The following is a 23621-nucleotide window of genomic DNA, read 5'->3' as shown; positions in this document are numbered from 1 at the left end:
GGCTCGTCGTGGGCCGTCGGACCGGCCCGGAAAGGCAGTCGCATCGTGGAGATCCGCATCGGCATCACCAACACCGCCCGCGAGCTGAGCTTCGAGTCGGACGAGACCGCCGAGTCGATCCGCAAGGATGTGGCCGCCGCGCTGGAGTCGAAGGCCGCGTTCGTGTCCTTCGTCGACAGCAAGGGCAGCACCTACATCGTCCCCAGCGCCGGCATCGCGTTCGTGGAGGTCGGCACCGACCACACGCGCCGCGTCGGCTTCGTCGCCTGACCGGGCGCCCGAGAGCCCTCGTGGACATCATCATCGCCCTGGTCGTGGGCGCCGCCGCGGGCGGCGTGTTCCACTTCCTGATGCCGGGCCGCTCCTCCCGCGGCGCCGCGCTCGCGCCGATCCTCGGCGCGGCCGTCGGCGGCCTCGTGTGGCTCGGTCTCACGTGGGCGGGGCTGACGACGCTCGACCCGCTGCTGTGGCTCGTCTCCTTCGTCGCCCCGTTCGCGGTGGTCCCGGCCGTGCTCGCCGTGCTCACCCGCACGCGCGCGGCACACGACGCGCGCGAGCGCATCCGCCTCGGCATCGCCTGACGGCACCCCACCGGGCGGCAGCACCGCCCGCGACCGTCACGCGTCGAGTCCCAGTTCCGACATCCGTCGGGCGTGGGCTGCCAGCAGCTGCGTGAACACGGGTTCCACCCGCTTCTCCTCGGCGGCGTCCAGCGCGTGCGGGCGCAGCGCGCCGCGCGCGATCAGCAGCGTGTCTCCGACCAGTCGCCTGCCCCACAGCGACAGCAGCGACCGCCACTGCGCGTCGGCCTCGATCGCGTCCGTCAGGATCGCCGCGAGCGCCTGCCGGTTGTCGCTGCGCCCCAGGATCGCGGCGACCCGCGATCCCGTCGAGGCGTAGCTGGCCGACAGCGCGAGGTAGAAGTCGTCGAGCATCCCTGCCGTGAGGTGCACCGACAGCATCGTCTCCAGCGGCCGGGCACCGTGGGTCGCGCGGCGGAAGGCGTCCAGCGGCTCTCGGAACGGGAGCATGACCTCCAGCGCGTCGTCACCGCGATCGCGGATCAGCGCGACCAGCGACTGGTGCTTGTCGAGGGCCGCGGCGGCGGCGCGAGAGATCGACTCCTTGTCGCCGAGCCCCGGTGTCGGCGCGATGAGTGCGCTCAGCGTCTCGAAGTACCCCAGCTGCAGGTACGCGGCCTGCCCGAGGAACGTGTCGATGTCGGGTGCGAGCTCCGCGAAGTCGACGCGCTGCACATCTCCGTAGTCGCCGCGCGAACGCACCTTGAGCGTCCGCTCGGCGGGGCGCCTGCGCTGCCAGAACCACGTGACCACGCGTACAGCCTAAGGGCGGGGACGTACGGCTCCGGTAGGCTGGACCGGTCCCGGCGTCGGATCGGGACCACCGCGCCTGTGGCTGAGCGAAGGGCGTGGACTCACTCACCGGCGGCATCGCACCGCCAGACAGGCATGAAACCGTGACGACATTCGTCGAACTCGGCGTCGACCAGGACATCGTCGACGCCCTCTCCGCCAAGGGCATCGTGGACGCGTTCCCGATCCAGGAGCAGACCATCCCGCTGGGCCTTCCCGGACAGGACATCATCGGCCAGGCCAAGACCGGCACCGGCAAGACCTTCGGCTTCGGCATCCCGGTCGTGCAGCGCCTCGGCCTCGACCCGGCACCGGGCGTGAAGGCCCTCATCGTCGTCCCCACGCGCGAGCTCGCGGTGCAGGTGTACGAAGACATGGACATGCTGACCTCGAACCGCTCCACGAGCGTCGTCGCCATCTACGGCGGCAAGGCCTACGAGGGGCAGATCGACCAGCTGAAGGCGGGCGCGCAGATCGTCGTCGGCACGCCGGGACGCCTCATCGACCTCAACAACCAGCGCCTGCTCGACCTGTCCAACGCGACCGAGGTCGTGCTCGACGAGGCCGACAAGATGCTCGATCTGGGCTTCCTCGCCGACATCGAGAAGATCTTCTCGAAGGTGCCGGCCGTCCGTCACACGCAGCTGTTCTCGGCGACCATGCCCGGTCCCATCGTCGCCCTCGCGCGACGGTTCATGACCAACCCCATCCACATGCGCGCCAGTGACCCCGACGAGGGGCTCACACAGGCCAACATCAAGCACCTCGTCTACCGCGCGCACTCGCTCGACAAGGACGAGGTCATCGCCCGCATCCTGCAGGCCGAGGGCCGGGGCAAGACCGTCATCTTCACGCGCACGAAGCGCGCCGCCCAGAAGCTCGTCGACGAGCTCAACGACCGCGGCTTCAACGCCGGCGCCGTCCACGGCGACATGAGCCAGGAGGCGCGCGAGCGTTCGATGGCCGGGTTCAAGGCGGGCAAGAAGGATGTGCTGATCGCGACCGACGTCGCCGCCCGCGGCATCGACGTCAACGACGTCACGCACGTCATCAACCACACCATCCCCGACGACGAGAAGACCTACCTGCACCGCGCCGGCCGCACCGGCCGTGCCGGCAAGACCGGTATCGCGGTCACCTTCGTCGACTGGGAGGACCTGCACAAGTGGGCTCTCATCAACCGCGCCCTCGAGTTCGGCCAGCCGGAGCCGGTCGAGACCTACTCGTCGAGCCCGCACCTCTACAGCGACCTCGACATCCCGGCGGGGACGAAGGGCCGCATCGCCAAGGCGCCCAAGACCGAGACGGTGCGCGTCCCGCGCACCGAGCGCGCCGCGGATGCCGCCGAGGACGGAGCCCGTGAGGGCGGCACCCGCCGTCGGCGTCGCCGCTCGAACGCCGCGAAGGTCGGCACCAGCTTCGCCGAGGGCGCCGAGCCCGCGGTCCCGGAGGGCAAGGGCACCGACTCCGCCGACCGCGCCGACGACGGCGCCGGCACGCACGACGGCGCCGGATCCGAGCACCACGACGGCAAGCCCGCCCCGGCGCGCCGTCGCCGTCGCCGTCGCCGCGGCACCGGGTCGGGCGCTCCTACGGGAGCCTGAGCGCAGTCTCACCCGCCCGGGACGACATATCGCGTCACGCTGGCCGCAGGACCCCCGACCTCGCTACTGTGCAAGGTGCGGGTGTTCCCGCGCTTTCTTCCGAGAAAGGCACACACGTGCGATTCATCGACGCGACCGTCGAATACCAGGGCTTCTGGGGATCGTTCTGGGACCTCATCTGGTGGTTCCTGTGGGCATTCGTCTTCGTCTCCTACCTGTTCGCGCTGTTCGCGATCATCGGCGACCTCTTCCGCGACCACAAGCTCAGCGGCGGCTGGAAGGCGGTCTGGATCTTCTTCCTGATCTTCTTCCCGATCATCACCGCGCTCGTCTACCTCGTCGCCCGCGGCGGCGGCATGGGGCAGCGCGCGGCCGCGCAGGCGCAGCAGTACAAGTCCGCGCAGGACGACTACATCAAGCAGGTCGCCGGCACGAGCCCGTCCGACGAGATCGCGAAGGCGAAGGGCCTCCTCGACGCCGGCACGATCACGCAGGCCGAGTACGAGGCGATCAAGGCCAAGGCGCTCACCTGACCTGATCCGCACGCAGCGCCCCCGCCGGCCCCTCAGGGGAAGACGGGGGCGCTGCCGCGTGCCGCGGCGATGATGCGCTCCACCATCGCGGGATCGGTCGTGTGCTCGCCCGGCAGGTTGGGTTTGCCCGCACCGTGGTAGTCGCTGGATCCGGTGACGATGAGGTTCCGCTCACGCACGAGCTCTGCCAGCACGGCGACCTGGTCGGGCCGGTTCTCCCGATGCCCGAGCTCGAACCCGGCCAGCCCCGCATCCAGCATCCGCCGCAGCAGCGGCCGCGGCAGGATGCCGGCGCGACCGGCGGGGTGGGCGATGATCGGCACTCCCCCGGCGTCGGCGATCGCCCCGACGGCGGTGACCGGGTCGGGTGCGTACAGGTCGACGTAATATCCGCCGGACGGATGCAGGATGCCGGCGAACGCCTCGCCCCGGTCGGCGACGATCCCGGCGGCCACGAGGGCGTCGGCGATGTGCGGACGCCCGACGGTGGCGCCGACCGTCGTCTGCGCGAGGATGTCGTCCCAGGCGAGCGCGTAGTCGCGGGCGATGCGGTCGGCGATCTCGCGGGCACGCGTCAGCCGTGACGAGCGGATGCGGTCGGTGAGGGCGCGGATGCCGGCGTCGTCGGGGTCGAAGAGGTACGCGAGCACGTGGACGCTGCGCCACTCGTGCCGCGCCGACAGCTCCATCCCCGGGAGGAAGGTCATCCCGAGCGAGGCGCTCGCCTCTGCGGCCTCGGCCCAGCCCGCTGTCGTGTCGTGGTCGGTGAGGGCGAGCGTGCGAACGCCGTTGCGGTGCGCGGCGGCGACCACCTGGGCCGGCGGCTCGGTGCCGTCGGAATGGTCGGAGTGCAGGTGCAGGTCGCACGGTCCCGCGGCGCGACGCGGCGGGGGTGCGGTGCTCGGCATGTTCCGAGGGTAACCGCCCGCCGGGGCGACCGGTCGCGCGCGCACGTCCCGGCGGGCGGGGTTCTCCCAGCCTGCTCGCCTAGCCTGGGACCCGTGTGGCGCGTGTTCGGGATCCTGCTGAGCCTGGCAGCCCTGATCGGCGCCGCGATCCTCACCTGGCCGCAGTTCTTCCGTCTCGAGCGCGTCGCCCCGATCGCGCAGATCGTGTCGCTGCGCGCGGGCGTCGCCGTCGCGGCCCTCGCGATCGCGGTCGTCTTCCTGCTGCTGTGTTTGGCCCGACCGCTGCGCGCGTTCGCCGGGACCATCGCGCTCATCGCCCTGCTCACCGCGGGTGCCAACGGGACGATCCTGCTCGTGCGCGGCACCGGAACAGACACCCTCCCCGACAAGACCGAGGACAGCATCCGCGTGCTCACGTGGAACACCGCCGGCGCCGCGACCGACCCCGAGACGATCGCGAAGGCCGCCGTCGCGATGCAGGCCGACGTCGTCGCCCTCCCGGAGACCACGATCGAGGCCGGCACGCAGGTCGCCGTCGAGATGCGTGAGCTCGGCAGTCCGATGTGGGCCCACCACGAGAGCTATCAGGACCGCGAAGGCTGGGAGGAGTGGGCGGCCAACTCCACGACACTGCTGATCTCCCCCGAGCTGGGCGACTACGCCGTCGTGCAATCGACGTCCGACGGCACCACGGGCACCGCGATCCTGCCGAGCGTCGTCGCGATGCCGGTCGACGGCGACGGCCCGGTCGTCGTCGTCGCCCATGCCGTCGCCCCACGGCCGCAGGCGATGGACGACTGGCAGAGCGATCTGCAGTGGCTCGCCGACCAGTGCGGCACCGACGACGTCGTCATGGCGGGCGACTTCAACGCGACGATCGACCACATGGACCGGCTCGGCGTCGACGGCGGCACCCTCGGCCGGTGCCGCGACGCGGCCTCGACGACGGGCAACGGCGGTGTCGGCACGTGGCCCACCGATGTTCCGAAGCTGCTGGGGGCGCCCATCGACCACGTACTCGCGACCGACGCGTGGACGGCGACCGGCTCGGTCGTGCTCTCCGGACTCGACGACGCCGGCAGCGACCATCGCCCCCTCGTCGTGCAGCTCGAGCGCTCCGCGACGGGCTGACACGGCTCCCGAGGGCGCGGATGCCGCCCACCGGTGGAAGACTGGTCGCATGAGCACGAGCGAGAGCGACACGATCGCGCAGTCCGAGCAGCAGGCTTCGACGTCGAACCGCAAGCAGCCCTTCCCGCAGGGCTTCCTCGACACCATCTCCACCGGCTGGGCTGAGCGTCCCGACACGCCGCCTCCGGCGCGACAGGAGGCGCCCTACGCCGCGGCACGGCGCGACGCCCTCTCGGCCGCCTTCCCCGGACGCCGGCTCGTGCTCCCGGCCGGCGGGTACAAGCAGCGCTCCAACGACACCGACTACCCCTTCCGCGCCCACTCCGCCTTCGCGCACCTGACCGGATGGGGCGCCGACGCGGTGCCCGACTCGGTGCTGGTGCTCGACCCGCGCGGCGGCGCCGACGGCCACGATGCGACGCTGTACCTGCGTGAGCGGGCCGACCGCACGACCCGCGAGTTCTACGCCGACGCGACGATCGGCGAGTTCTGGATCGGGCCGCGCCCGTCGCTGGCCGGCGTCGCGGCGGAGCTCGGCCTCGCCACCGCGCACGTCGACACGTTCGTCGCCGGGCACGACGACCTCGTGCTGGACGTGGACGAAGACCTCACGCGCGTCGTCTCCGAGCTGCGCCTCATCAAGGACGAGTACGAGATCGCGCAGATGCGCCTCGCGGTCGAGGTCACCGGGCGCGGGTTCGACGACATCGTCGCCGACCTGCCGCGGATCATCGCCACGCCGCGCGGTGAGCGCGCCGTCGAGGGCGTGTTCCACCACCGCGCCCGCACCGAGGGCAACGGCGAGGGCTACGACACGATCGCCGCCTCCGGTCCGCACGCGTGCTACCTGCACTGGACGCGCAACGACGGCGCCGTCGTGCCGGGCGACCTGATCCTCATCGACGCGGGCGTCGAGGTCGACAGCCTCTACACCGCCGACATCACCCGCACCCTCCCCGTGTCGGGCACCTTCACCCCCATCCAGCGCACGATCTACGAGACGGTGCGCGAAGCCGCCGACGCCGCCTTCGCGGTGGCCCGCCCCGGAGTGACGTTCCGCAGCATCCACGAAGCCGCGATGACGGTCATCGCCCGTCGGGTCGCCGAGTGGGGTCTGCTGCCGGTGACGGCCGACGAGGCCCTCGACGCCGACCGCGGCGGACAGCACCGCCGCTACATGGTGCACGGCACGAGCCACCACCTCGGCATCGACGTGCACGACTGCGCGCAGGCGCGCCGCGAGATGTACTACGACGGCGTCCTGGAGCCCGGCATGGTGTTCACGATCGAGCCGGGGCTGTACTTCCAGATCGACGACCTCACCGTTCCGGAGGAGTACCGCGGCATCGGCGTGCGCATCGAGGACGACGTGCTCATGACCGCCGACGGGCCCGTCAACCTGTCGGCCGGCATCCCGCGCACGGCCGACGAGGTCGAGGCCTGGATCGCCCGCCGTCCGGCATGACCTTCACCGCGCCGCCCGTCTTCACCACCCGCCCGCAGATCACCGGCACGTTCGGCGCCGCAGCCAGCACCCATTGGAGCGCGACGGCCGCCGCGCAGGCGATCCTCGAGCGCGGCGGCAACGCGTTCGACGCCGCCGTGGCGGGCGGATTCGTGCTGCACCTGGCCGAACCCCACCTCAACGGACCCGGCGGCGACCTGGTCGGTGTCTTCCACGCCGCGGACGCCGACGGCCCCCGGGTGTTGATGGGTCAGGGCCCCGCTCCGCGCGCCGCGACGATCGCGCACTTCCGCGCCGAGGGACTGGATCTCGTCCCGGGCGCCGGCGGGCTCGCCGCGGCTGTGCCGGGCGCCGTCGACGCGTGGCTCGTGCTGCTGCGCGATCACGGCACGCTCGAACTGTCCGACGTACTGGATGCCGCGCGGTTCCACGCCCGCGAGGGCATCCCGCTGCTGCCCGCCGCGGCCGCCGCGATCGCGAAGGTGGCGGGCCTCTTCCGCGACCACTGGCCAACGTCGGCGCAGCGGTGGCTCCGACCGGACGGCACGGCGCGGGCCGCCGGCGACCTCGTGCCCAACCCGGCCTACGCCGCCGTGCTCGAGCGGCTGGTCGACGCCGCATCCTTCGCCGCATCCGAGCACGCGACACGGGAGCAGCGGATCGACGCCGCGCGTTCGGCGTGGCGCACCGAGCTGTCGGCGGCCACCGCCTTCCTCGCCCGCCCGCACCGGCACTCCTCGGGCACCGACCACGCCGCCGTCCTCTCCGATGCCGACGTCGCCGCCTTCGAGGCCGGGTACGAGGATGCGGTCACGGTCGACTTCCGCGGCCACACGATCGCGAAGGCCGGGGCGTGGACGCAAGGGCCGATCCTGCTGCAGGCGCTGCGGATGCTGGAGGCCTACGACGACGCCCTGCTCGATCCGTCGCAGCCTGCAGGCGCGCACACGATCGTGGAGACGCTCAAACTCGCCCTCGCCGACCGCGACGGGCACTTCGGCGACGGCGCCGACCCCGCCGCCCTGCTGGCGGACTCCTACATCGCCGAGCGTCGACGCCTCGTCGGGGAATCGGCGTCGCGTGATTGGCGGCCCGGCTCCCCCGGCGGCGCCGTGCCCTTCCGTCCGCCGCTGCGCTCGGTGCGCCCGGCGGCGGCCGCGGGAACCGGTGAGCCGACCGTCGAGCGCACCGGCGCGACCCGCGGTGACACGTGCCACATCGACGTCGTCGACCGCTGGGGCAACATCATCGCCGTGACCCCGTCGGGCGGTTGGCTGCAGTCGTCGCCGACGGTTCCCGGACTCGGCTTCTGCCTCGGCACGCGCGTGCAGGCGATGTGGCTCGACGATGCGGCGCCCTCCGCGCTCGTCCCCGGTCACCGGCCGCGCACGACGCTGAGCCCGACGCTCGTGCTGCGGGGCGGTGCTCCGGTGATGGCTCTCGGGACACCCGGCGGCGACCAGCAGGACCAGTGGCAGCTGCCGATGCTGCTGCGAATGCTCGTCGGCGGCTACACGGCCCAGCAGGCGATCGACGCCCCGACCCTGCACACGACCGCCCTCGTCGACTCGTTCTGGCCCCGCACCTGGGAGCCCGCCGGCGTCGTCGTCGAGGACCGGCTCGGCACCGACGTCGTCGACGGCCTCCGGGCCCGCGGGCACGATGTCACCGTGGCCGGCGGGTGGTCGCTCGGCCGCCTGTGCGCCGTCGGGATCGACCGCGACACGCGCACGCTCTGGGCGGCCGCGAACCCGCGCGGGATGTCGGGTTACGCCGCAGGGCGCTGAATCCGCGCGCGCAGCCACGCGGCGACGGTCGGCACGAGTGCGGCGCCGATCGTCGCGGGCGGCCGCTTGTTGCCGACGACCTCGAACGAGTGCCCGCCTCCCTCGACCCATTCCAGCTCGGCGTCGACGCACGAGGCGACGGCCGCTTCGAGGTCGGCGACGGGGTCGACGAACGGGTCCCGCGTGCCGCTGACGAACAGCTGCGGCGCGCGCACCCCGGGCAAGTGAGCGACCCGCAGCGCCTCGGGCTTCCCGGGCGGATGCAGCGGGTAGCCGAGGTAGACGAGCGCGGTCGGATCGATCGCGCCGTCGGCGGCCGCGACCGACGCCATCCGGCCGCCGTAGGACTTGCCGGACGCCACGAACGGCAGTCCCGGGAAGCGCTCGGCGACGTCGTCGGCGACAGCCGCCCACGTCGCCACCGCATGGGCGGCGGGGCCCGGCATCCGCCTTCCCGCCTCGACGTACGGGAACTGGAAGCGCACGACCGCGACGCCCTCGGCAGCCGCCACCTCGGCGAAACCGACGAGGAACGGGTGGTCCATCCCGGCCCCGGCGCCGTGGGCGAGCGCGAGCACAGCCCAGGGGTCGGCGGGCACGTCGGTCGTCGAGCTGACGACGACCTCGCCGGCGGGCAGCGCGACCGGGATGCCGGTCACGACGCGGGCGGGGTGTCGCCGGGAGTCGGGTCGATGCGTTCGCCGTAGCGCGGCGGCTCGGCATCCAGCGGCGGCGCCGGCTGCGGGGCGGGCGCCGGCGCGGGGGCCGGGGTCTGCTGCGGGGCGGCGACGGGCGCCGCGGCGGCGGGGCCGACCCGTCCTCCCACGACCTCGCGCGCGCGGTGGATCGAACGCGGCAGCACGGTGACCTCGTAGTGGTCGGCGATGAGCTGGGTGATCGAGCTGTAGTCGCGCTTGCGACGCAGGAAGGCATAGACGATGAGGCTCATGAGCATGCCGAGGGCGATGCCCACGAGCATGACCCCCGCGAACAGCTGAACGGCGGCGCCCGGCGTGCCCAGCACGAACAGGGCCGAGAAGAGCAGACCGAGGAGGATGCCGTTGATGGCGCCGGAGCGTGCCGCAGCGCCGTAGCCGAGGCGGCCGGTGATCGTCTCGACCGAACGGATGCCGCGGCCGACGATCGCGATGTCCTTCGCGGGGATGTCGGCTTCGATCAGCCGCGTGACCGCCTTCTGCGCGGCCGGGTACGACGGAAAGTCCGCGATCTTCTCGCCGTGCTCCTGGGGTGCGCCGCCGATCATGCTCATCCCTCCATCCTGTCACGCCCGCCTTCGTGCGGGCCGGGAGCCGCGGTCGGTCCGGCCCCGCGGGCTAGGCTGGACCGGTGAGCACGCAGAGGGTTTTCGTCGCACGCCTGACCGGCTGCGCGGTCTTCGACCCCGCGGGCGACCGGCTCGGCAAGGTCCGGGACGTCGTCGTCATCTTCCGAAAAGACGACCCGCCCCGTGTGGTCGGGTTGGTCGTGGAGATCCCCGGCCGCCGTCACGTGTTCCTCTCGATCGGGCGCGTGACCTCGATCGCCCCCGGCCAGGTCATCACCACCGGCCTCATCAACGTGCGCCGCTTCCAGTCGCGCGGCGGCGAGGTGCGCGTCATGGCCGAACTCGTCGGCCGGCGCGTGTTCTTCCGCGACGGGTCGGGCGACGCCGTCATCGAGGACGTCGCGATCGAACGCAACCGCCTCGGCGAGTGGGACATCGGTCAGCTGTTCCTGCGCAAGCCCAAGACGAGCGCGTCGCCGTTCGCGAAGGGGCCGACCACCTTCGTGGCCTGGTCGGACGTGCGCGAGAGCGCCGAGCCCGGCGAGGCGCAGTCGGCCGAGCAGCTCGTCGCGACCTACTCGGAGCTCAAGCCCGCCGACCTCGCCAACACGCTGCTGGACCTTCCGGAGGAGCGCCTGCTCGAAGTCGCCGAGGAACTCCCCGACGACCGTCTCGCCGACGCCCTCGAGGAGATGCCCGAAGAAGACCAGGTCGCGATCCTCGAAGCCCTCGGCGACGAGCGTGCCGCCGACATCCTCGACCAGATGGAGCCCGACGACGCGGCCGACGTGCTCGGCCAACTGCCCGAGGATCAGCGCGAGGAGCTGCTCGAGCTCATGGAGCCCGAAGAGGCCGAAGACGTGCGCGCCCTGCTGAAGTACGGCGCCGAGACGGCGGGCGGGCTCATGACGAGCGAGCCGATCGTGCTGTCGGCCGACGCGACCGTCGCCGAGGCCCTCGCGGTGATCCGTCGCCACGAACTGCACCCCGCCCTCGCGGCCGCCGTGTACGTCACCCTCCCGCCGTACGAGACGCCGACGGGACGGTTCCTCGGGACCGTGCACTTCCAGCGGATGCTGCGCTACCCGCCCGCCGAACGGCTCGGGGCGATCATCGACGACACCCTCGATCCGGTCGCCGCATCGGCGTCGGCGGCCGAGGTCGCCCGCATGCTCGCGAGCTACAACCTCGTCTCCGTGCCGGTCGTGGACACCGCCCACCGCCTCGTCGGCGCGGTCTCCATCGACGACGTGCTCGATCACCTGCTGCCCGAGGACTGGCGTTCCCACGACGGTGACCCGGTGACGCCGGCGGCCGGGACGGTGACGCGATGATGGCGCGTGCCCCGAAGGTGACCCTCGACGCGCCCCGCGGCCGTGGCGGGATGCTCTCGCGCACCCCGCAGCCCTCGCGCGACCGGTTCGGGCGCTTCACCGAGTGGATCGCGCGGGCGATGGGCACGCCCATGTTCCTGCTGCTGTTGAGCCTGTTCTGCGTGGCCTGGCTCGCGTGGAACACGCTCATGCCCGAGTCGCTGCGCTTCGACTCCGCCGCGAACGGCTTCACGGCGCTCACCCTCATGCTCTCGCTGCAGGCCTCGTATGCCGCGCCCCTCATCCTGCTCGCGCAGAACCGTCAGGACGACCGGGACCGCGTGCAGATCGAGCAGGACCGGCAGCGCGCCGAGCGCAACCTCGCCGACACCGAATACCTCGCCCGCGAGATCGTCGCCCTGCGGATGGCGCTCAACGAAGTCACCGAAGAGGTCGTCACCCGTGACGTGCTGCGCGCGGAGCTGAAGGCGGTGCTCGAGAAGCTCGACGAACGCGGCTCCGCATCCGACGCCGGGTCGCCGGTCACCCCGTGACGGATCCGAGCGCCCTCGACTCCTCCGCGAGCGGGCTCGCGGGGCGGGTGGATGCCGCCGTCGGCGCGGTCGTCGACCCCGAGCTGCGCCGTCCCCTCGCCGAGCTCGACATGGTGCGCGGCGTCGCCGTCGACGGCGACCTCGCGCGGGTCGGCATCGCCCTGACGATCGTCGGCTGCCCCGCGGCCGACCGCATCGAACGCGACGTGCGCGCCGCGGCGGCATCCGTCCCGGGCATCGGGCGGGTGGAGGTCGAGGTGGGCGTCATGTCCACGGCGGAGCGCGCCGCGCTCACCGACAAGCTCCGGGGCGGCCGCGCCGCCCGCACGAGCGCGTTCGGCCCCGACAGCCTCACGCGGGTCATCGCCGTCACGAGCGGGAAGGGCGGGGTCGGCAAGTCCACACTGACGGCCGGGCTCGCGGTCGCCCTCGCCGCGGACGGACTGTCGGTCGGGTTGATCGACGCGGACGTGCACGGGTTCTCGATCCCGGGTCTGCTCGGCCTCGTCGGCGATGACGGCCTGCCGCCGCAACCCACGCGCATCGACGACCTGATCGTTCCCCCGGTGGCGCACGGCGTGAAGGCGATCTCGATCGGCATGTTCCTGCCGCGCGGCGAAGGCGTCTCCGGCGCGGTCGCGTGGCGCGGCCCGATGCTGCACCGCACCGTCCAGCAGTTCGTGACCGACGTCTTCTTCGGCGACCTCGACGTGCTGCTCATCGACATGCCGCCCGGCACCGGAGACGTCGCGATCTCGGTCGGGCAGCTGCTCCCCCACGCCGAGGTGCTCGTCGTCACGACTCCGCAGGCCGCCGCGGCCGACGTCGCGGTGCGTAGCGGCACCGTCGCCCGCCAGACGGGACAGCGCGTGATCGGCGTCATCGAGAACATGGCAGGCCTCGCCCTCCCCGACGGCACGACCCTCGACCTGTTCGGCAGCGGCGGCGGCGCAGCGGTCGCCGCGGCACTGTCTGCGGGCGGCGACGAGGTGCCGCTGCTCGGCTCGGTGCCGCTGTCGCCCGGCCTGCGCGCGGGCGGCGACACGGGTGTACCGGTCGTCGTCGCCGACCCCACCGACCCCGCCGCCGCCGCGATCGTGCAGATCGCCCGCACCCTCGCGCGCCGTCCCCGCGGTCTCTCCGGCCGTTCCCTCCCCGTCGCCGTCCGCTGACCCCGGTCGGCGTCGTGCGGCCGCGCCCGTGACCTGCGGCCACCGCATCCGCATGTCACACGAACGGCGCCTTCCGCCCGCGCGCACCGGCTCTTCGCGTGACACGCAGCATCCGCATGTCACACGAACGGCCGTCGAAGCCGCGATGCACCAGCCGTTCGCGTGACATGGATGCTGATGCCGCACCGTCGGCACCGAGGCACGAGCCGCGGCGGCCCGGATGCCCGGCAGGGGTCATCCCAGCCCGCATGTCACACGGATGGAGCCTTCCGCCCCCGAACACCGGCACTCCGTGTGACACGCAGCATCCGCATGTCACTCGAACGGCGCCCACAGGTCATGCGCACCGGCACTTCGTGTGACACGCGGCGACGGGCGACCGCGACCGGCACCGCGACCGGCACCGGCACCGTCACCGGCACCGAAGGCGCGGGTCAGGTGGCTTCGGCGTCGAACGGCACGGGGGCGTCGGGGTCGAACGGTCGCGGGGTCGGGGCGGCGACCGCGGTCACGGCGGCGGCGGCGCTCACGGCCTTCACCGTCGCGACGGGGGCGTCGTCGATGAGGGCGTCGCGGATGATGCGGCGCGGGTCGTACTGACGCGGATCGAGTTTGCGCCACTCGATGTCGTCGTAATCGTCGCCCATCTCCTCTTTGACGCGCTCCTTGGCGCCCTCGAGCCACCCGCGGGCGCGGCGCACGAAGCGCGCGAGCATCTCGGCGTACTTGGGCAGCTTCTCCGGGCCGAGCAGCAGAGCGGCGAACACCCCGATGAGGAGCAGCTTCTCCATGTCGAGGCCGAAGAACATAGCGTCCAGGTTACCCGTGCGCCTCCCCGCCCTCGCGCAGGCGCACACGTAGGCTGGCGGCTGGAGGTAGGGGCATGGGCGATTACGACGCGATCCGCAGGTTCACCGACGAGACGACGGTGGAGCCGGAGGCGATCGCACGCGCGCGCAGCGCCGCGCTCGAGATCGGCGCCGCGCCCATCAGCGCCGCCGTCGGCGCCCAGTGCGCCGTGCTGTCCGCCGCCACCAACGCGCTCAACATCGTCGAGATCGGCACGGGCGGCGGAGTGTCGGGTCTGTGGCTGCTGCACGGCTCGCCGCGCGCGACGCTGACCACGATCGACAAGGAGCCCGAGCACCTCGCCGTCGCGCGGTCCGCGTTCTCCGACGCCCGCATCCCGGCGGCGCGCGCCCGCTTCATCACGGGACGGGCATCGGATGTCCTCCCCCGCATGAACGAGGCGTCGTACGACATCGTGCTCGTCGACGCCGATCCGGAAGGCGTCATCGAGTACGTCGAGCACGGTCTGCGGCTGGTGCGGGCGGGCGGCACCGTTCTCGTGCCGCGGGTGCTCGCCGGCGGCGCGGTCGCCGACCCGGTCAAGCGCGATGCGCAGACGACCGCCTACCGTTCGCTCATCCAGGAGACGCAAGGCTCACCGGCCGTCCTCGGCGCGCTGTCGATCGTCGGCGAGGGGCTGCTGCAGCTCACCACGACGAGCACCGACGCCCGCTGACGCGACGCGCGACGCGCTCCGCCCTGCACGCACACGAACGGCCGGTCCCGAAGGACCGGCCGTTCGCCGTGGATCAGAAAGAGGTCAGGCGGCGCCGACGACCCCACCGAGAACGCTGTGCAGTTCTTTGGCCTCTTCGTCGTTGACAGAGACGACCAGGCGACCGCCACCCTCGAGCGGGACACGGACGATGATGAGGCGCCCCTCCTTCACGGCCTCCATCGGTCCGTCACCGGTACGCGGCTTCATGGCTGCCATTGGGCTCCCTTTCGTCTGAGGACTACCTGACAAGTTTATCGGTCGAAACCGACACCGCTCGTCACGGCGGGACAAATCACCCGGAATCGCGCGCTCTCAGGGGATCTGGTAGTACGTGCTCGCAAGGGCATACATGTTGTAGATCCACCACCACTGGCCCGCGAGGCACGCCGCCAGCACGCCGATCCGCCACCCGATCGACCGTGGCAACGCGAACGCGCCGAACAGCGGAGCGAGCGGCACCAGCAGCCGGAAGATGCTGGACTGCGGGAAGAAGACGAGCAGCAGGTAGACGACGTAGCTCGTCGACCAGAGCCGGATCTCCACGCCGAGCCGGCGCACGTGCGGCTCGAACAGCAGCACGGCCGCGATGGCGAGCACGGCGACGCCGAGCGCGACATAGCCGAGTACCTCCGGCATCCCCCAGAGCCGGAACCAGACGGCCGTCGCCTGCACGAACCCGTGGAACGGGACGAAGCCGGCTTCACTCTCGCCCGTCCACGACCGCCGCCACGCGAGCTCGGTCTCCAGGTAGGCGGAGGGGTCGCCGGTGGCCGCGCCGGCGATGTACTGCCACGACAGTCCCACCGCCGCCGCGAGCAGTCCGACGAGCACGATGTGCACGATCTGGCGCACCGGCAGCGGGTCGGTGCGGCGCCGGAACCAGCGCCAGATGCCGTAGAGCGCGAGCATGAGCGCGAAGGCCAGTACGCCCGGCCGGGTGAAGCCCATGAGCGGGACGAGGCCGTAGAGCCACCCGAACCGGCGACGTTGGACGCACCGCAGCGCCAGGAACAGCAGGAGGAGGAAGAGTCCCTCCGCGTAGCCGACCTGGAAGAGGGCGGCGATCGGCATCGACGCGAAGAAGACCACGGCCCACAGCGCCGCGGCCTCGTCGAGGTGCGTGCGCAGCAGGTGGTACAGCGCGAGACAGGCGCCGTATCCGGCGGCGAGGGCGAGCAGCAGCGCGCCGACACCGTAGCCTCCGAACGGAAGGCCGAGGATCTTCGCGAGCACGGGGAACAGCGGCATGAACGCCCACTGGTTGGTCGTGACCACCCCCGCGTCGTCACGGGGCAGCTCGGCGGGATAGCCGTACTCCGCGATGAACTGGTACCACTGCGCATCCCAGCCGAGGACGAAGTTCCCGATGTTCGCATCTCCGCCGAACCGGGATGCCGGTGTGGACAGCTCCGCGGCGATCACCAGGAACACGGTCGTCACGATGCGCGCCGCGACGTAGATCAGGGCGATGCGCGCGGCGATCGGCATCCGCGTGAACACGGAGTCGCGACGCGCGCCGAGGACGTCTCCCGTCACGGGGCGGACAGCCACGAGCGCAGGCCCTGCTCGACGGCGGTGATCTGCGCGAGCGGCACCCGCTCCTCGTCGTGGTGGGCCAGGCTCGGGTCGCCGGGACCGTAGTTGACGGCGGGCACACCGAGCGCCGAGAAGCGCGCGACGTCGGTCCAGCCGTACTTGGGTCGCGGCTCGGCGCCCACGGCGGCGACGAACTCCTGCGCCAGCGGCGCGTCGAGTCCGGGGCGCGCACCGGCCGACAGGTCGACGACCTCGATCTCGAACCCGTCGAGCACGTCGCGCACGTAGGCGACGGCCTCCTCGGGCGTGCGGCTGGGGGCGAACCGGTAGTTGACCTCGACCTCGCACCGGTCGGGGATGACGTTTCCGGCGACGCCGCCCTCGATGCGCACCGCGTTCAGGCCCTCGCGATAGGCGAGACCGTCGACGACGATCTCCCGGGGGCGGTGGTCCGCGAGGCGGGCGAGGATGGGGGCCGCCCGGTGGATCGCGTTCTCGCCCATCCAGGCGCGCGCGCTGTGCGCGCGCATGCCGGTGGTGCGCACGATCGCGCGCAGCGTGCCGTTGCAGCCACCCTCGACCTGACCGTCGGACGGCTCGCCGAGGATGGCGAAGTCGGCGGCGAACAGGTCGGGGCGGTGACGGGCGAGGCGCGCGAGACCGTTGAGGTCGGCCGCGACCTCCTCATGGTCGTACCACATCCAGGTGATGTCGACGCGCGGGTCGGTGAGCTCGGCGGCGAGCTTGAGCTGCACGGCGGTGCCGGCCTTCATGTCGACCGTCCCCCGCCCCCACAGGTGCGGCTCGCCGTCGACATCGACGAAGCGCGTGGGCAGATTCGCATTGATCGGCACGGTGTCGATGTGCCCGGCGATCGCCACCCGCTGCGCGCGTCCGAGGTTCGTGCGCGCGACGATCGTGTCGCCGTCGCGGATGACCTCGAGATGGGGGTACTCCCCCAGCGCCGCGAAGATCGCGTCGGCGAGCGGGGTCTCCTCCCCGGAGACGCTCGGGATGTCGCAGATCGCGCGCGTGATGTCGACGGAGGACTGCTGCAGGTCGAGCGCGGGCATGCCGCCGAGTCTATCGGCGGCGCACGGGCCACTAGCCTGGAGGCATGAGCGATGCGCGTTGGGTGTGGGGTGCTGGACTGGCCACGGTGGCCGCCGACGGAACGGTGCTCGACACCTGGTATCCGTCGCCGGCGGTCGGGCGCGCGCCCCAGGATGCCGACACGGGTGACCTCGCGGCTCACGCAGGACGCGACGACCGCCGCGACGTCACCGTCGAGGTCGTCGTCGTCGAGATCGACCTGGATGCCGCGCCCGCCTCGACCAGCGACGCCTACCTGCGTCTGCACGCACTGTCGCACCTGCTGGTGCGGCCCAACGAGCTCGCCCTCGACGGGATCTTCGGCCACCTGCCGAACGTCGCGTGGACCAACGCCGGGCCCGTCCACCCCGCCGACCTGCCGCGCCTGCGTGCCGGACTGCAGCGCGCCGGCATCCAGGTGCAGGGGCTCGACAAGTTCCCCCGCCTCACCGACTACGTCATCCCCGCCGGAGTGCGCATCGCCGACGCGTCCCGCGTGCGCCTGGGCGCGCACCTGGCGCCGGGCACGACCGTCATGCACGAGGGGTTCGTCAACTTCAACGCCGGCACCATCGGCACCTCGATGGTCGAGGGCCGCATCTCGCAGGGCGTCGTCGTCGGCGACGGCAGCGACATCGGCGGCGGCGCCTCGATCATGGGCACCCTCTCCGGAGGCGGATCGCACCGCGTCTCGATCGGCGCGCGGACGCTGTTGGGCGCGAACGCCGGCATCGGCATCTCGCTCGGCGACGACTGCATCGTCGAGGCGGGCCTGTACGTCACGGCCGGGTCGAAGATCCTGCTGCCCGCCGAACCGCCGCTGCACGACGGCTCGAAGCCGATCGTGAAGGGCGCCGAGCTGTCGGGACAGAACGGCATCCTGTTCCGCCGCAACTCCGTGACCGGCGCGATCGAGGCCGTCCGGCGTCAGGGTGTCGGCGTGACGCTCAACGAGGCCCTGCACGCCTGACCCCGGCCTCCGACCGGCACCACTACGCTCATGCCATGAGCAAGCGGGTGCCGAAGAAGGTGTACGAGACGGAGCTGCGCCGACTGCAGGCGCAGCTGGTCGACATGCAGGCGTGGGTGCAGGCCTCGGGTGCGCGCATCGTCGTGATCTTCGAGGGTCGCGACGCGGCCGGCAAAGGCTCGACGATCAAACGCGTGACGGAGTACCTCAACCCCCGCGTCGCCCGCATCGTCGCCCTCCCCGCCCCGACCGAGCGCGAGAAGACGCAGTGGTACTTCCAGCGCTACATCTCGCATCTGCCGGCGGCGGGCGAGATCGTGCTGATGGACCGCTCCTGGTACAACCGTGCGGGTGTGGAGCATGTCATGGGGTACTGCACCAACGCCGAATACCACCGGTTCCTCCACCAGGCGCCCATCTTCGAGCGGATGCTGGTGGAAGACGGCATCATCCTGCTCAAGTACTGGTTCCAGGTGTCCGACGTCGAGCAGGAGGCCCGGTTCCGTTCGCGCAACGACGACCCGATGCGCCGCTGGAAGCTCTCCCCCAACGACGTGCTGTCGATCACGAAGTGGGAGGACTACTCCCGCGCCAAAGACACGATGTTCGTGCACACCGACATCCCCGAAGCCCCCTGGCACGAGGTCGACAACGAGGACAAGCGTCGCGGGCGGCTCAACATGATCCACCACCTGCTCTCGCAGGTGCCGTACGAGCTCGTCGACCGCCCCGAGGTGGAGATCCCGCCGCGGCCCGCCGGCGGCGGCTACGAGCGGCCGCCGCAGAATCTCAGCGGACGCGTCCCCGACTACGCGGCCGAGGTCGTCGCTGCCGCGGAATGACGAGGGGCCGGATGCCGCGCTCGGCATCCGGCCCGCGTGTCAGCGCCGAGGGTAGTCGCGCTCGGGTGAGCCGACGTACAGCTGCTGCGGGCGGCCGATCTTCTTCTGTGGGTCGTACTGCATCTCGCGCCAGTGCGCGAGCCAGCCGGGCAGGCGACCGATCGCGAAGAGCACCGTGAACATGCGCGTGGGGAAGCCCATCGCCTTGTAGATCACGCCGGTGTAGAAGTCGACGTTGGGATAGAGGCGACGCTGCTGGAAGTACTCGTCGTTGAGCGCGATCTCCTCGAGCTCCTTGGCGAGGTCGAGCAGCGGGTCGTGCACGCCGAGTTCGGCGAGCACGGCATCCGCCGACTCCTTGACGAGCTTGGCGCGCGGGTCGTAGTTCTTGTAGACCCGGTGCCCGAAGCCCATGAGCTTCACGCCGTCTTCCTTGTTCTTGACCCGCTCGACGAAGCGCTGCACGCTCTCACCGCTGTCGCGGATGCGCGCGAGCATGTCGAGCACGGCCTCGTTCGCGCCGCCGTGCAGCGGGCCGTAGAGGGCGTTGATGCCGGCCGACACCGACGAGAACTGGTTCGCTCCGGTGGAGCCGACCAGCCGCACCGTCGAGGTCGACGCGTTCTGCTCATGGTCCTCGTGCAGGATGAGCAGGCGCTCGAGCGCCTGCGAGACGACCGGGTTGATCTCGTACTGCTCGCTCATGACGCCGAAGTTCAGGCGCAGGAAGTTGTCGACGAAGCTGAGGCTGTTGTCGGGGTAGAGGAAGGCCTGCCCGATGCTCTTCTTGTGCGCGTACGCCGCGATGACGGGAAGCTTCGCGAGCAGTCGCACCGTCGTGAGCTCGACGTGGTCGGGGTTGTCGGGGTCGGACTCGTGCTCGTAGTACGTCGAGAGCGCGGCGGTGGCCGACGACAGCACCGACATCGGGTGGGCTGTCGGCGGCAGCGCCGAGAAGAAGCGCTTGAGGTCTTCGTGCAGCAGCGTGTGACGGCGGATGCGGTGATCCCACGCGTCCAGCTCGTCGGCCGTCGGCAGCTCGCCGTAGATCAGCAGCCAGGCGACTTCGAGGTAGCTGCTCGCCTTGGCGAGCTGCTCGATCGGGTAGCCGCGGTAGCGAAGGATCCCCTCGTCGCCGTCGATGTAGGTGATCGCCGACTTGGTGGCGGCGGTGTTGACGAATCCGTAGTCGATCGTCGTGTGGCCGGTCTGCTTGGTGAGCGTGGCGATGTCGATCGCGGATGCGCCGTCGGTGCCGTGCAGGACCGGGAGTTCTGCGGTGCGATCACCGACCGTGACGGTCGCCGTCTGGGGAATGCCAGAGTCGCTCACGAAGCCTCCTTGCGATTGGGACAAGCGTCGTTACAGCCTAATGGCCTCCCCGGCCTATGCCGATCGGCGCCAAAGGATCACGGGATCGACAGGAGGATGTCTACGGACTTTCGGCGGGGGTCGGACGGAGGGGTCAGGCCGAGGCGGTCAGGCGCGCCGCCGCGGCCGCGATGCGCTCGTCGGTCGCCGTCAGGGAGAAGCGCACGTGCTGCGGGAAGTGCGCGCCGTAGAAGTGCCCGGGTCCGGCGAGGATGCCGAGGTCGGCGAGCCGCCCCATCGACTCCCACGCGTCGCGCCCCTCGGTGGCCCACAGGTACAGGCCGCCCTCGGAGTGGTCGATCCGGAATCCCGCCGCCTGCACGGCCGGCAGCAGCGCGGCACGGCGCTCGGCGTACCGCGCGCGCTGCGCGGCCACGTGGGCGTCGTCGGCGAGGGCCGCCGTCATCGCGGCCTGCACCGGGGCGGGGAGCATGAGGCCGAGGTGCTTGCGCGCCGTCAGCAGCCGCGCGACGAGCGCGGCGTCGCCGGCGAGGAAAGCCGCGCGGTAGCCGGCGAGGTTGGACTGCTTGCTCAGGGAGTACACCGAGAGCAGGCCGGACACGTCACCTCCGGTCACATGCGGGTCGAGGATGCTGGGGACGGACGCCACGTTCCATCCGAGCTCCGCGTAGCACTCGTCGGAGGCGAGCACCGCGCCGAGCTCCCGGGCCCGGGCGGCGGCGGCGCGCAATTCGCCGACGCCGAGGACGCGACCGTCGGGGTTGCCGGGCGAGTTGATCCAGATGAGCTTGGTGCCCTCCGGCCACTGCGCCGGGTCGTCGGCCGCGAGCGGCGTCGCCCCGACGAGCTTCGCGCCCACCTCGTAGGTGGGGTACGCCGCGCGCGGGTGCACGACGACGTCACCGGGGCCGAGGTCCAGCAACAGGGGAAGCAGTGCGACGAGCTCTTTCGAGCCGACCGTGGGCAGCACCTGGTCCACCGTGAGACCGGCCACGCCCCGCCGCCTGGCGTACCAGGCGACGATCTCCTCGCGCAGCGCGGGGGTGCCGATCGTCTGAGGGTAGGCGTGCGCGTCGGTGGCGCGCGTCAACGCCGCGGCGACGACATCCGGGGTCGGGTCGACGGGCGAGCCGATCGACAGGTCGACGACGCCGCCCGGATGCTGCTTCGCGCGCGCCGCATACGGGGCGACGGCATCCCACGGGTAGTCGTCGAGATCGCGGACGCCCATCAGTGCGACTGGGGCGGGAGGGCGGAGATGACGGGGTGGTCCTTCGCGATGACGCCGACCTTCGCCGCGCCGCCGGGCGAGCCGATGTCCTCGAAGAACTCGACGTTGGCGGTGTAGTAGTCCTGCCATTCGCCGGGCAGGTCGTCTTCGTAGTAGATCGCCTCGACGGGGCAGACCGGCTCGCAGGCGCCGCAGTCGACGCACTCGTCGGGGTGGATGTAGAGGGAGCGCTCGCCTTCGTAGATGCAGTCGACGGGACACTCGTCGATGCATGCACGGTCCTTGACATCGACACACGGCAGGGCGATCACATACGTCACGCCCTCGATTCTAGTTCGACTCCTCCGGGGCGGCCTGCTTCGCGACGGTCGATGACGGCCAGCCGACGACGATCGCCGCGATCAGCGGCACGATGATCGTCCACAGCAGTCCTGTGGAGATCTCCCCCTCGGCGGGCGCCGGCACGACGACCGATCCGCCCGGTCCGCGCCCCGAGAAGACGAGTGCGGCGACGGTGGCGCCGAGCCCGGTGGCCGCGGCCGCCCAGCGGTCGGAGACGAGCAGGCGCACCGCGACGAGCAGTGCGGCGACGCCGATGAGGGCGATCACGAGGCCGATGGGAACCGGACCCCAGGCGGCCGCCTGGCCGATCGTGCCGGCCACGCCGTAGACGGCCCCGATCAGCAACGCCACGGCCCAGGTGCCCAGCCGCGCCCACGAGAATCCCACCCCCCGATCCTAGCCCCGAGCCCCACTCCCACCCCCGGATGCGCGAGGCGTCGCGACACGCGGTGCGGCGGGGCCGGTCACGGCGTGTCGCGACCTCTCGCGCACGTGCGGAGGGTCAGAGCGCCCAGCCCCAGAGGCGCAGGAGCGCGGCCGTGGCGGCGGCGGCGATGACCACGACGAGGAACGGGGCGCGCAGGAGCAGCAGGCCGGCGGCGACGGCCACGGCGGGCACGCGCGCGTCGACGGTGATCGCCTGGCCGACTCCGAGCGTCTGCACGGCGACGAGCGCCGACAGCAGTGCGACGGTGAGCAGATCGGTGATGCGCGAGGGCGTCGGCGCGTCGAACCAGCGCGGCGGGATGAGATAGCCGATCGTCTTGAGCGCGACGCAGACGATGGATGCCAGCAGCACGGCGTTCCAGAGGGTCATGACTCCCGCTGCCTCTCCGGAAGTCGCGCCGGCGCGGGGCGCTCGGCGAAGAGGTTCAGCCAGCCGACGACGACCGCCACGACGGCGGCGACGAGCACCGGCACGCCCGGCATCAGCACCGGGGTCAGCAGGGTCGCGACGACGGCGGCGGCGACTCCGACCGCGATCGGCTGGCGACGGCGCAGCCGCGGCCACAGCAGGGCCAGGAACGCGGCGGCTGCCGCGGCGTCGAGCCCGTACTGCTTCGGGTCGCCGAGCACGTCGCCCAGCAGCGCTCCGGCGAGGGTGGTCAGGTTCCAGCCGATCCAGATCCCGATGCCGGTGGCCCAGAATCCGACGGTGCGGGCGCGCACGCCGGTGAGCGCCAACGACACCGCGGTGGACTCGTCGATCGTGAAGTGCGGGGCGAGCACGCGCCGCATCCGGCTGGTCGCGACGACCGGCGCCATCCGCAGGCCGTAGGCGACGTTGCGCACGCCCAGCAGGCCGCTGGAGGCGATGGCCGCGGGCGCGGCGGCCAGGCCGCCCGCGCCGATCACGCCCACGAAGGCGAACTGCGACCCGCCGGTGAACATCAGCAGGCTCAGCACGCAGGTCTGCCAGACGTCGAGCCCGCTCGCCACCGACAGCGCACCGAACGAGATTCCATACGCACTGGTGGCCAGGACCACGCCGAGGGCGTCCCGCCACGCGCGACGCACCTCGACGTCGGGGTCGGGGGTCGGCGCGGCATCCACCGGTCGATGATATCGGCGCGGCACCGTTGC

At 71.9% G+C, this 23621-nt stretch carries 27 protein-coding genes; 13 read left to right on the top strand and 14 right to left on the bottom strand.

Translation table 11 applies throughout. The features are described from left to right. Positions 1–45: 45 nt before the first annotated feature. Positions 46–270, top strand: coding sequence for a DUF3107 domain-containing protein (locus C7474_RS06120; protein WP_121058096.1), 225 nt, complete (start codon positions 46–48; stop codon positions 268–270). Between the two features lie 20 nt (positions 271–290). Continuing rightward, a complete protein-coding gene (locus tag C7474_RS06115; RefSeq protein ID WP_121058095.1) occupies positions 291–581 on the top strand; it encodes a hypothetical protein in 291 nt (96 codons plus the stop codon). Between the two features lie 36 nt (positions 582–617). On the opposite strand, the gene C7474_RS06110 is transcribed toward C7474_RS06115, so the two are convergent. Next, a complete protein-coding gene (locus C7474_RS06110) occupies positions 618–1334 on the bottom strand; it encodes a ferritin-like fold-containing protein (protein WP_121058094.1) in 717 nt (238 codons plus the stop codon). A 143-nt stretch (positions 1335–1477) separates the two neighbouring features. Here C7474_RS06110 and C7474_RS06105 point away from each other — a divergent pair, with 143 nt between their 5' ends. Then, positions 1478–2977, top strand: coding sequence for a DEAD/DEAH box helicase (locus C7474_RS06105; RefSeq protein WP_121058093.1), 1500 nt, complete (start codon positions 1478–1480; stop codon positions 2975–2977). Between the two features lie 116 nt (positions 2978–3093). Continuing rightward, positions 3094–3510 (top strand): SHOCT domain-containing protein, encoded by a 417-nt coding sequence (locus C7474_RS06100; protein WP_121058092.1) that lies wholly within the window; start codon positions 3094–3096, stop codon positions 3508–3510. Between the two features lie 32 nt (positions 3511–3542). On the opposite strand, the gene C7474_RS06095 is transcribed toward C7474_RS06100, so the two are convergent. Next, complete coding sequence (locus tag C7474_RS06095; protein ID WP_121058091.1) at positions 3543–4418, bottom strand: PHP domain-containing protein; 876 nt, start codon at positions 4416–4418, stop codon at positions 3543–3545. Between the two features lie 93 nt (positions 4419–4511). On the opposite strand from C7474_RS06095, the gene C7474_RS06090 reads away from it, so the two are divergent. Genes C7474_RS06090 through C7474_RS06080 form a run of 3 tightly spaced genes read left to right on the top strand, consistent with a single transcriptional unit; the run spans position 4512 to position 8801 of the window. After that, positions 4512–5549 carry an endonuclease/exonuclease/phosphatase family protein gene (locus C7474_RS06090; RefSeq protein WP_121058090.1) on the top strand — a complete coding sequence of 346 codons (1038 nt, stop codon included), beginning with the start codon at positions 4512–4514 and terminating at the stop codon, positions 5547–5549. 49 nt (positions 5550–5598) lie between these two features. After that, positions 5599–7014: an aminopeptidase P family protein gene (locus C7474_RS06085; RefSeq protein ID WP_121058089.1), complete on the top strand. Its 1416-nt coding sequence runs from the start codon at positions 5599–5601 to the stop codon at positions 7012–7014. Next, a complete protein-coding gene (locus C7474_RS06080) occupies positions 7011–8801 on the top strand; it encodes a gamma-glutamyltransferase family protein (RefSeq protein WP_121058088.1) in 1791 nt (596 codons plus the stop codon). Before C7474_RS06085 ends, C7474_RS06080 begins: the two co-directional genes overlap by 4 nt. On the opposite strand, the gene C7474_RS06075 is transcribed toward C7474_RS06080, so the two are convergent. Together C7474_RS06075 and C7474_RS06070 are read right to left on the bottom strand one after the other, a co-directional pair. Continuing rightward, entirely contained in the window at positions 8783–9451 is a 669-nt protein-coding gene (locus C7474_RS06075) for an alpha/beta hydrolase family protein (RefSeq protein ID WP_121059288.1), read from the bottom strand. The two genes, C7474_RS06080 and C7474_RS06075, sit on opposite strands and share 19 nt — an antisense overlap. A gap of 5 nt (positions 9452–9456) precedes the next feature. Further along, the gene (locus C7474_RS06070; protein ID WP_241965144.1) at positions 9457–10071 is read right to left on the bottom strand and encodes a YflT domain-containing protein; all 615 of its coding nucleotides are present in this window, start codon (positions 10069–10071) and stop codon (positions 9457–9459) included. A gap of 77 nt (positions 10072–10148) precedes the next feature. Here C7474_RS06070 and C7474_RS06065 point away from each other — a divergent pair, with 77 nt between their 5' ends. The 3 genes from C7474_RS06065 to C7474_RS06055 are packed head-to-tail and all read left to right on the top strand — an operon-like array spanning position 10149 to position 13125. Then, the gene (locus C7474_RS06065; protein ID WP_121058087.1) at positions 10149–11420 is read left to right on the top strand and encodes a magnesium transporter MgtE N-terminal domain-containing protein; all 1272 of its coding nucleotides are present in this window, start codon (positions 10149–10151) and stop codon (positions 11418–11420) included. Continuing rightward, a complete protein-coding gene (locus C7474_RS06060) occupies positions 11420–11953 on the top strand; it encodes a DUF1003 domain-containing protein (protein WP_121059286.1) in 534 nt (177 codons plus the stop codon). Before C7474_RS06065 ends, C7474_RS06060 begins: the two co-directional genes overlap by 1 nt. Further along, positions 11950–13125 (top strand): P-loop NTPase, encoded by a 1176-nt coding sequence (locus C7474_RS06055; protein WP_241965143.1) that lies wholly within the window; start codon positions 11950–11952, stop codon positions 13123–13125. Before C7474_RS06060 ends, C7474_RS06055 begins: the two co-directional genes overlap by 4 nt. A gap of 434 nt (positions 13126–13559) precedes the next feature. Here the strand turns inward: C7474_RS06055 and C7474_RS06050 are convergent, their stop codons facing one another. Beyond that, positions 13560–13934 carry a twin-arginine translocase TatA/TatE family subunit gene (locus C7474_RS06050; RefSeq protein WP_121058086.1) on the bottom strand — a complete coding sequence of 125 codons (375 nt, stop codon included), beginning with the start codon at positions 13932–13934 and terminating at the stop codon, positions 13560–13562. 74 nt (positions 13935–14008) lie between these two features. Here C7474_RS06050 and C7474_RS06045 point away from each other — a divergent pair, with 74 nt between their 5' ends. After that, a complete protein-coding gene (locus tag C7474_RS06045; protein ID WP_121058085.1) occupies positions 14009–14650 on the top strand; it encodes an O-methyltransferase in 642 nt (213 codons plus the stop codon). Between the two features lie 84 nt (positions 14651–14734). On the opposite strand, the gene C7474_RS06040 is transcribed toward C7474_RS06045, so the two are convergent. The 3 genes from C7474_RS06040 to dapE all read right to left on the bottom strand — a co-directional run bounded on the left by C7474_RS06040 (position 14735) and on the right by dapE (position 17301). Continuing rightward, positions 14735–14908, bottom strand: coding sequence for a DUF3117 domain-containing protein (locus tag C7474_RS06040; RefSeq protein WP_121058084.1), 174 nt, complete (start codon positions 14906–14908; stop codon positions 14735–14737). A gap of 96 nt (positions 14909–15004) precedes the next feature. Then, entirely contained in the window at positions 15005–16243 is a 1239-nt protein-coding gene (locus C7474_RS06035; RefSeq protein WP_338418393.1) for a hypothetical protein, read from the bottom strand. Continuing rightward, positions 16225–17301 (bottom strand): succinyl-diaminopimelate desuccinylase, encoded by a 1077-nt coding sequence (gene dapE, locus C7474_RS06030; RefSeq protein ID WP_121058083.1) that lies wholly within the window; start codon positions 17299–17301, stop codon positions 16225–16227. The genes C7474_RS06035 and dapE overlap by 19 nt, the downstream gene beginning before the upstream one ends. Before the next feature lie 44 nt (positions 17302–17345). On the opposite strand from dapE, the gene dapD reads away from it, so the two are divergent. Both dapD and ppk2 read left to right on the top strand, forming a co-directional pair. Then, positions 17346–18290, top strand: coding sequence for a 2,3,4,5-tetrahydropyridine-2,6-dicarboxylate N-succinyltransferase (gene dapD / locus C7474_RS06025; protein ID WP_121058082.1), 945 nt, complete (start codon positions 17346–17348; stop codon positions 18288–18290). 35 nt (positions 18291–18325) lie between these two features. Then, positions 18326–19132 carry a polyphosphate kinase 2 gene (ppk2, locus tag C7474_RS06020; RefSeq protein ID WP_199692384.1) on the top strand — a complete coding sequence of 269 codons (807 nt, stop codon included), beginning with the start codon at positions 18326–18328 and terminating at the stop codon, positions 19130–19132. A gap of 39 nt (positions 19133–19171) precedes the next feature. Here ppk2 and C7474_RS06015 read toward each other — a convergent pair whose 3' ends face one another. The 6 genes from C7474_RS06015 to C7474_RS05990 form a co-directional block, all read right to left on the bottom strand. Beyond that, complete coding sequence (locus tag C7474_RS06015; RefSeq protein WP_121058081.1) at positions 19172–20464, bottom strand: citrate synthase; 1293 nt, start codon at positions 20462–20464, stop codon at positions 19172–19174. A gap of 133 nt (positions 20465–20597) precedes the next feature. Beyond that, complete coding sequence (gene dapC, locus C7474_RS06010; RefSeq protein ID WP_121058080.1) at positions 20598–21695, bottom strand: succinyldiaminopimelate transaminase; 1098 nt, start codon at positions 21693–21695, stop codon at positions 20598–20600. After that, the gene (fdxA, locus tag C7474_RS06005) at positions 21695–22015 is read right to left on the bottom strand and encodes a ferredoxin (RefSeq protein ID WP_121058079.1); all 321 of its coding nucleotides are present in this window, start codon (positions 22013–22015) and stop codon (positions 21695–21697) included. The genes dapC and fdxA overlap by 1 nt, the downstream gene beginning before the upstream one ends. A gap of 10 nt (positions 22016–22025) precedes the next feature. Beyond that, positions 22026–22424, bottom strand: coding sequence for a histidinol dehydrogenase (locus C7474_RS06000; protein ID WP_121058078.1), 399 nt, complete (start codon positions 22422–22424; stop codon positions 22026–22028). A 115-nt stretch (positions 22425–22539) separates the two neighbouring features. Beyond that, positions 22540–22854, bottom strand: a complete 315-nt coding sequence (locus C7474_RS05995; RefSeq protein WP_121058077.1) for an AzlD domain-containing protein — start codon at positions 22852–22854, stop codon at positions 22540–22542. After that, complete coding sequence (locus C7474_RS05990; RefSeq protein WP_121058076.1) at positions 22851–23591, bottom strand: AzlC family ABC transporter permease; 741 nt, start codon at positions 23589–23591, stop codon at positions 22851–22853. The genes C7474_RS05995 and C7474_RS05990 overlap by 4 nt, the downstream gene beginning before the upstream one ends. Positions 23592–23621 lie beyond the last annotated feature (30 nt).

The sequence above is a fragment of the Microbacterium telephonicum genome (assembly GCF_003651225.1).
GTDB classification, from domain to species: Bacteria; Actinomycetota; Actinomycetes; order Actinomycetales; family Microbacteriaceae; genus Microbacterium; species Microbacterium telephonicum.
Note: the sequence above shows the minus strand (reverse complement) of the source record. Positions and strands in the feature narration are given on the sequence as shown.

What these genes read in the sequence shown, in the direction of transcription:
- C7474_RS06095 (WP_121058091.1), bottom strand. Translation starts at nt 4,418, where the DNA reads ATGCCGAGCACCGCACCCCCGCCGCGTCGCGCCGCGGGACCGTGCGAC.
- C7474_RS06060 (WP_121059286.1), top strand. Translation starts at nt 11,420, where the DNA reads ATGGCGCGTGCCCCGAAGGTGACCCTCGACGCGCCCCGCGGCCGTGGC.
- ppk2 (WP_199692384.1), top strand. Translation starts at nt 18,326, where the DNA reads ATGAGCAAGCGGGTGCCGAAGAAGGTGTACGAGACGGAGCTGCGCCGA.
- C7474_RS06080 (WP_121058088.1), top strand. Translation starts at nt 7,011, where the DNA reads ATGACCTTCACCGCGCCGCCCGTCTTCACCACCCGCCCGCAGATCACC.
- C7474_RS06085 (WP_121058089.1), top strand. Translation starts at nt 5,599, where the DNA reads ATGAGCACGAGCGAGAGCGACACGATCGCGCAGTCCGAGCAGCAGGCT.
- C7474_RS06040 (WP_121058084.1), bottom strand. Translation starts at nt 14,908, where the DNA reads ATGGCAGCCATGAAGCCGCGTACCGGTGACGGACCGATGGAGGCCGTG.
- C7474_RS06050 (WP_121058086.1), bottom strand. Translation starts at nt 13,934, where the DNA reads ATGTTCTTCGGCCTCGACATGGAGAAGCTGCTCCTCATCGGGGTGTTC.
- C7474_RS06045 (WP_121058085.1), top strand. Translation starts at nt 14,009, where the DNA reads ATGGGCGATTACGACGCGATCCGCAGGTTCACCGACGAGACGACGGTG.
- dapD (WP_121058082.1), top strand. Translation starts at nt 17,346, where the DNA reads ATGAGCGATGCGCGTTGGGTGTGGGGTGCTGGACTGGCCACGGTGGCC.
- dapE (WP_121058083.1), bottom strand. Translation starts at nt 17,301, where the DNA reads ATGCCCGCGCTCGACCTGCAGCAGTCCTCCGTCGACATCACGCGCGCG.
- C7474_RS06070 (WP_241965144.1), bottom strand. Translation starts at nt 10,071, where the DNA reads ATGAGCATGATCGGCGGCGCACCCCAGGAGCACGGCGAGAAGATCGCG.
- C7474_RS05995 (WP_121058077.1), bottom strand. Translation starts at nt 22,854, where the DNA reads ATGACCCTCTGGAACGCCGTGCTGCTGGCATCCATCGTCTGCGTCGCG.
- dapC (WP_121058080.1), bottom strand. Translation starts at nt 21,695, where the DNA reads ATGGGCGTCCGCGATCTCGACGACTACCCGTGGGATGCCGTCGCCCCG.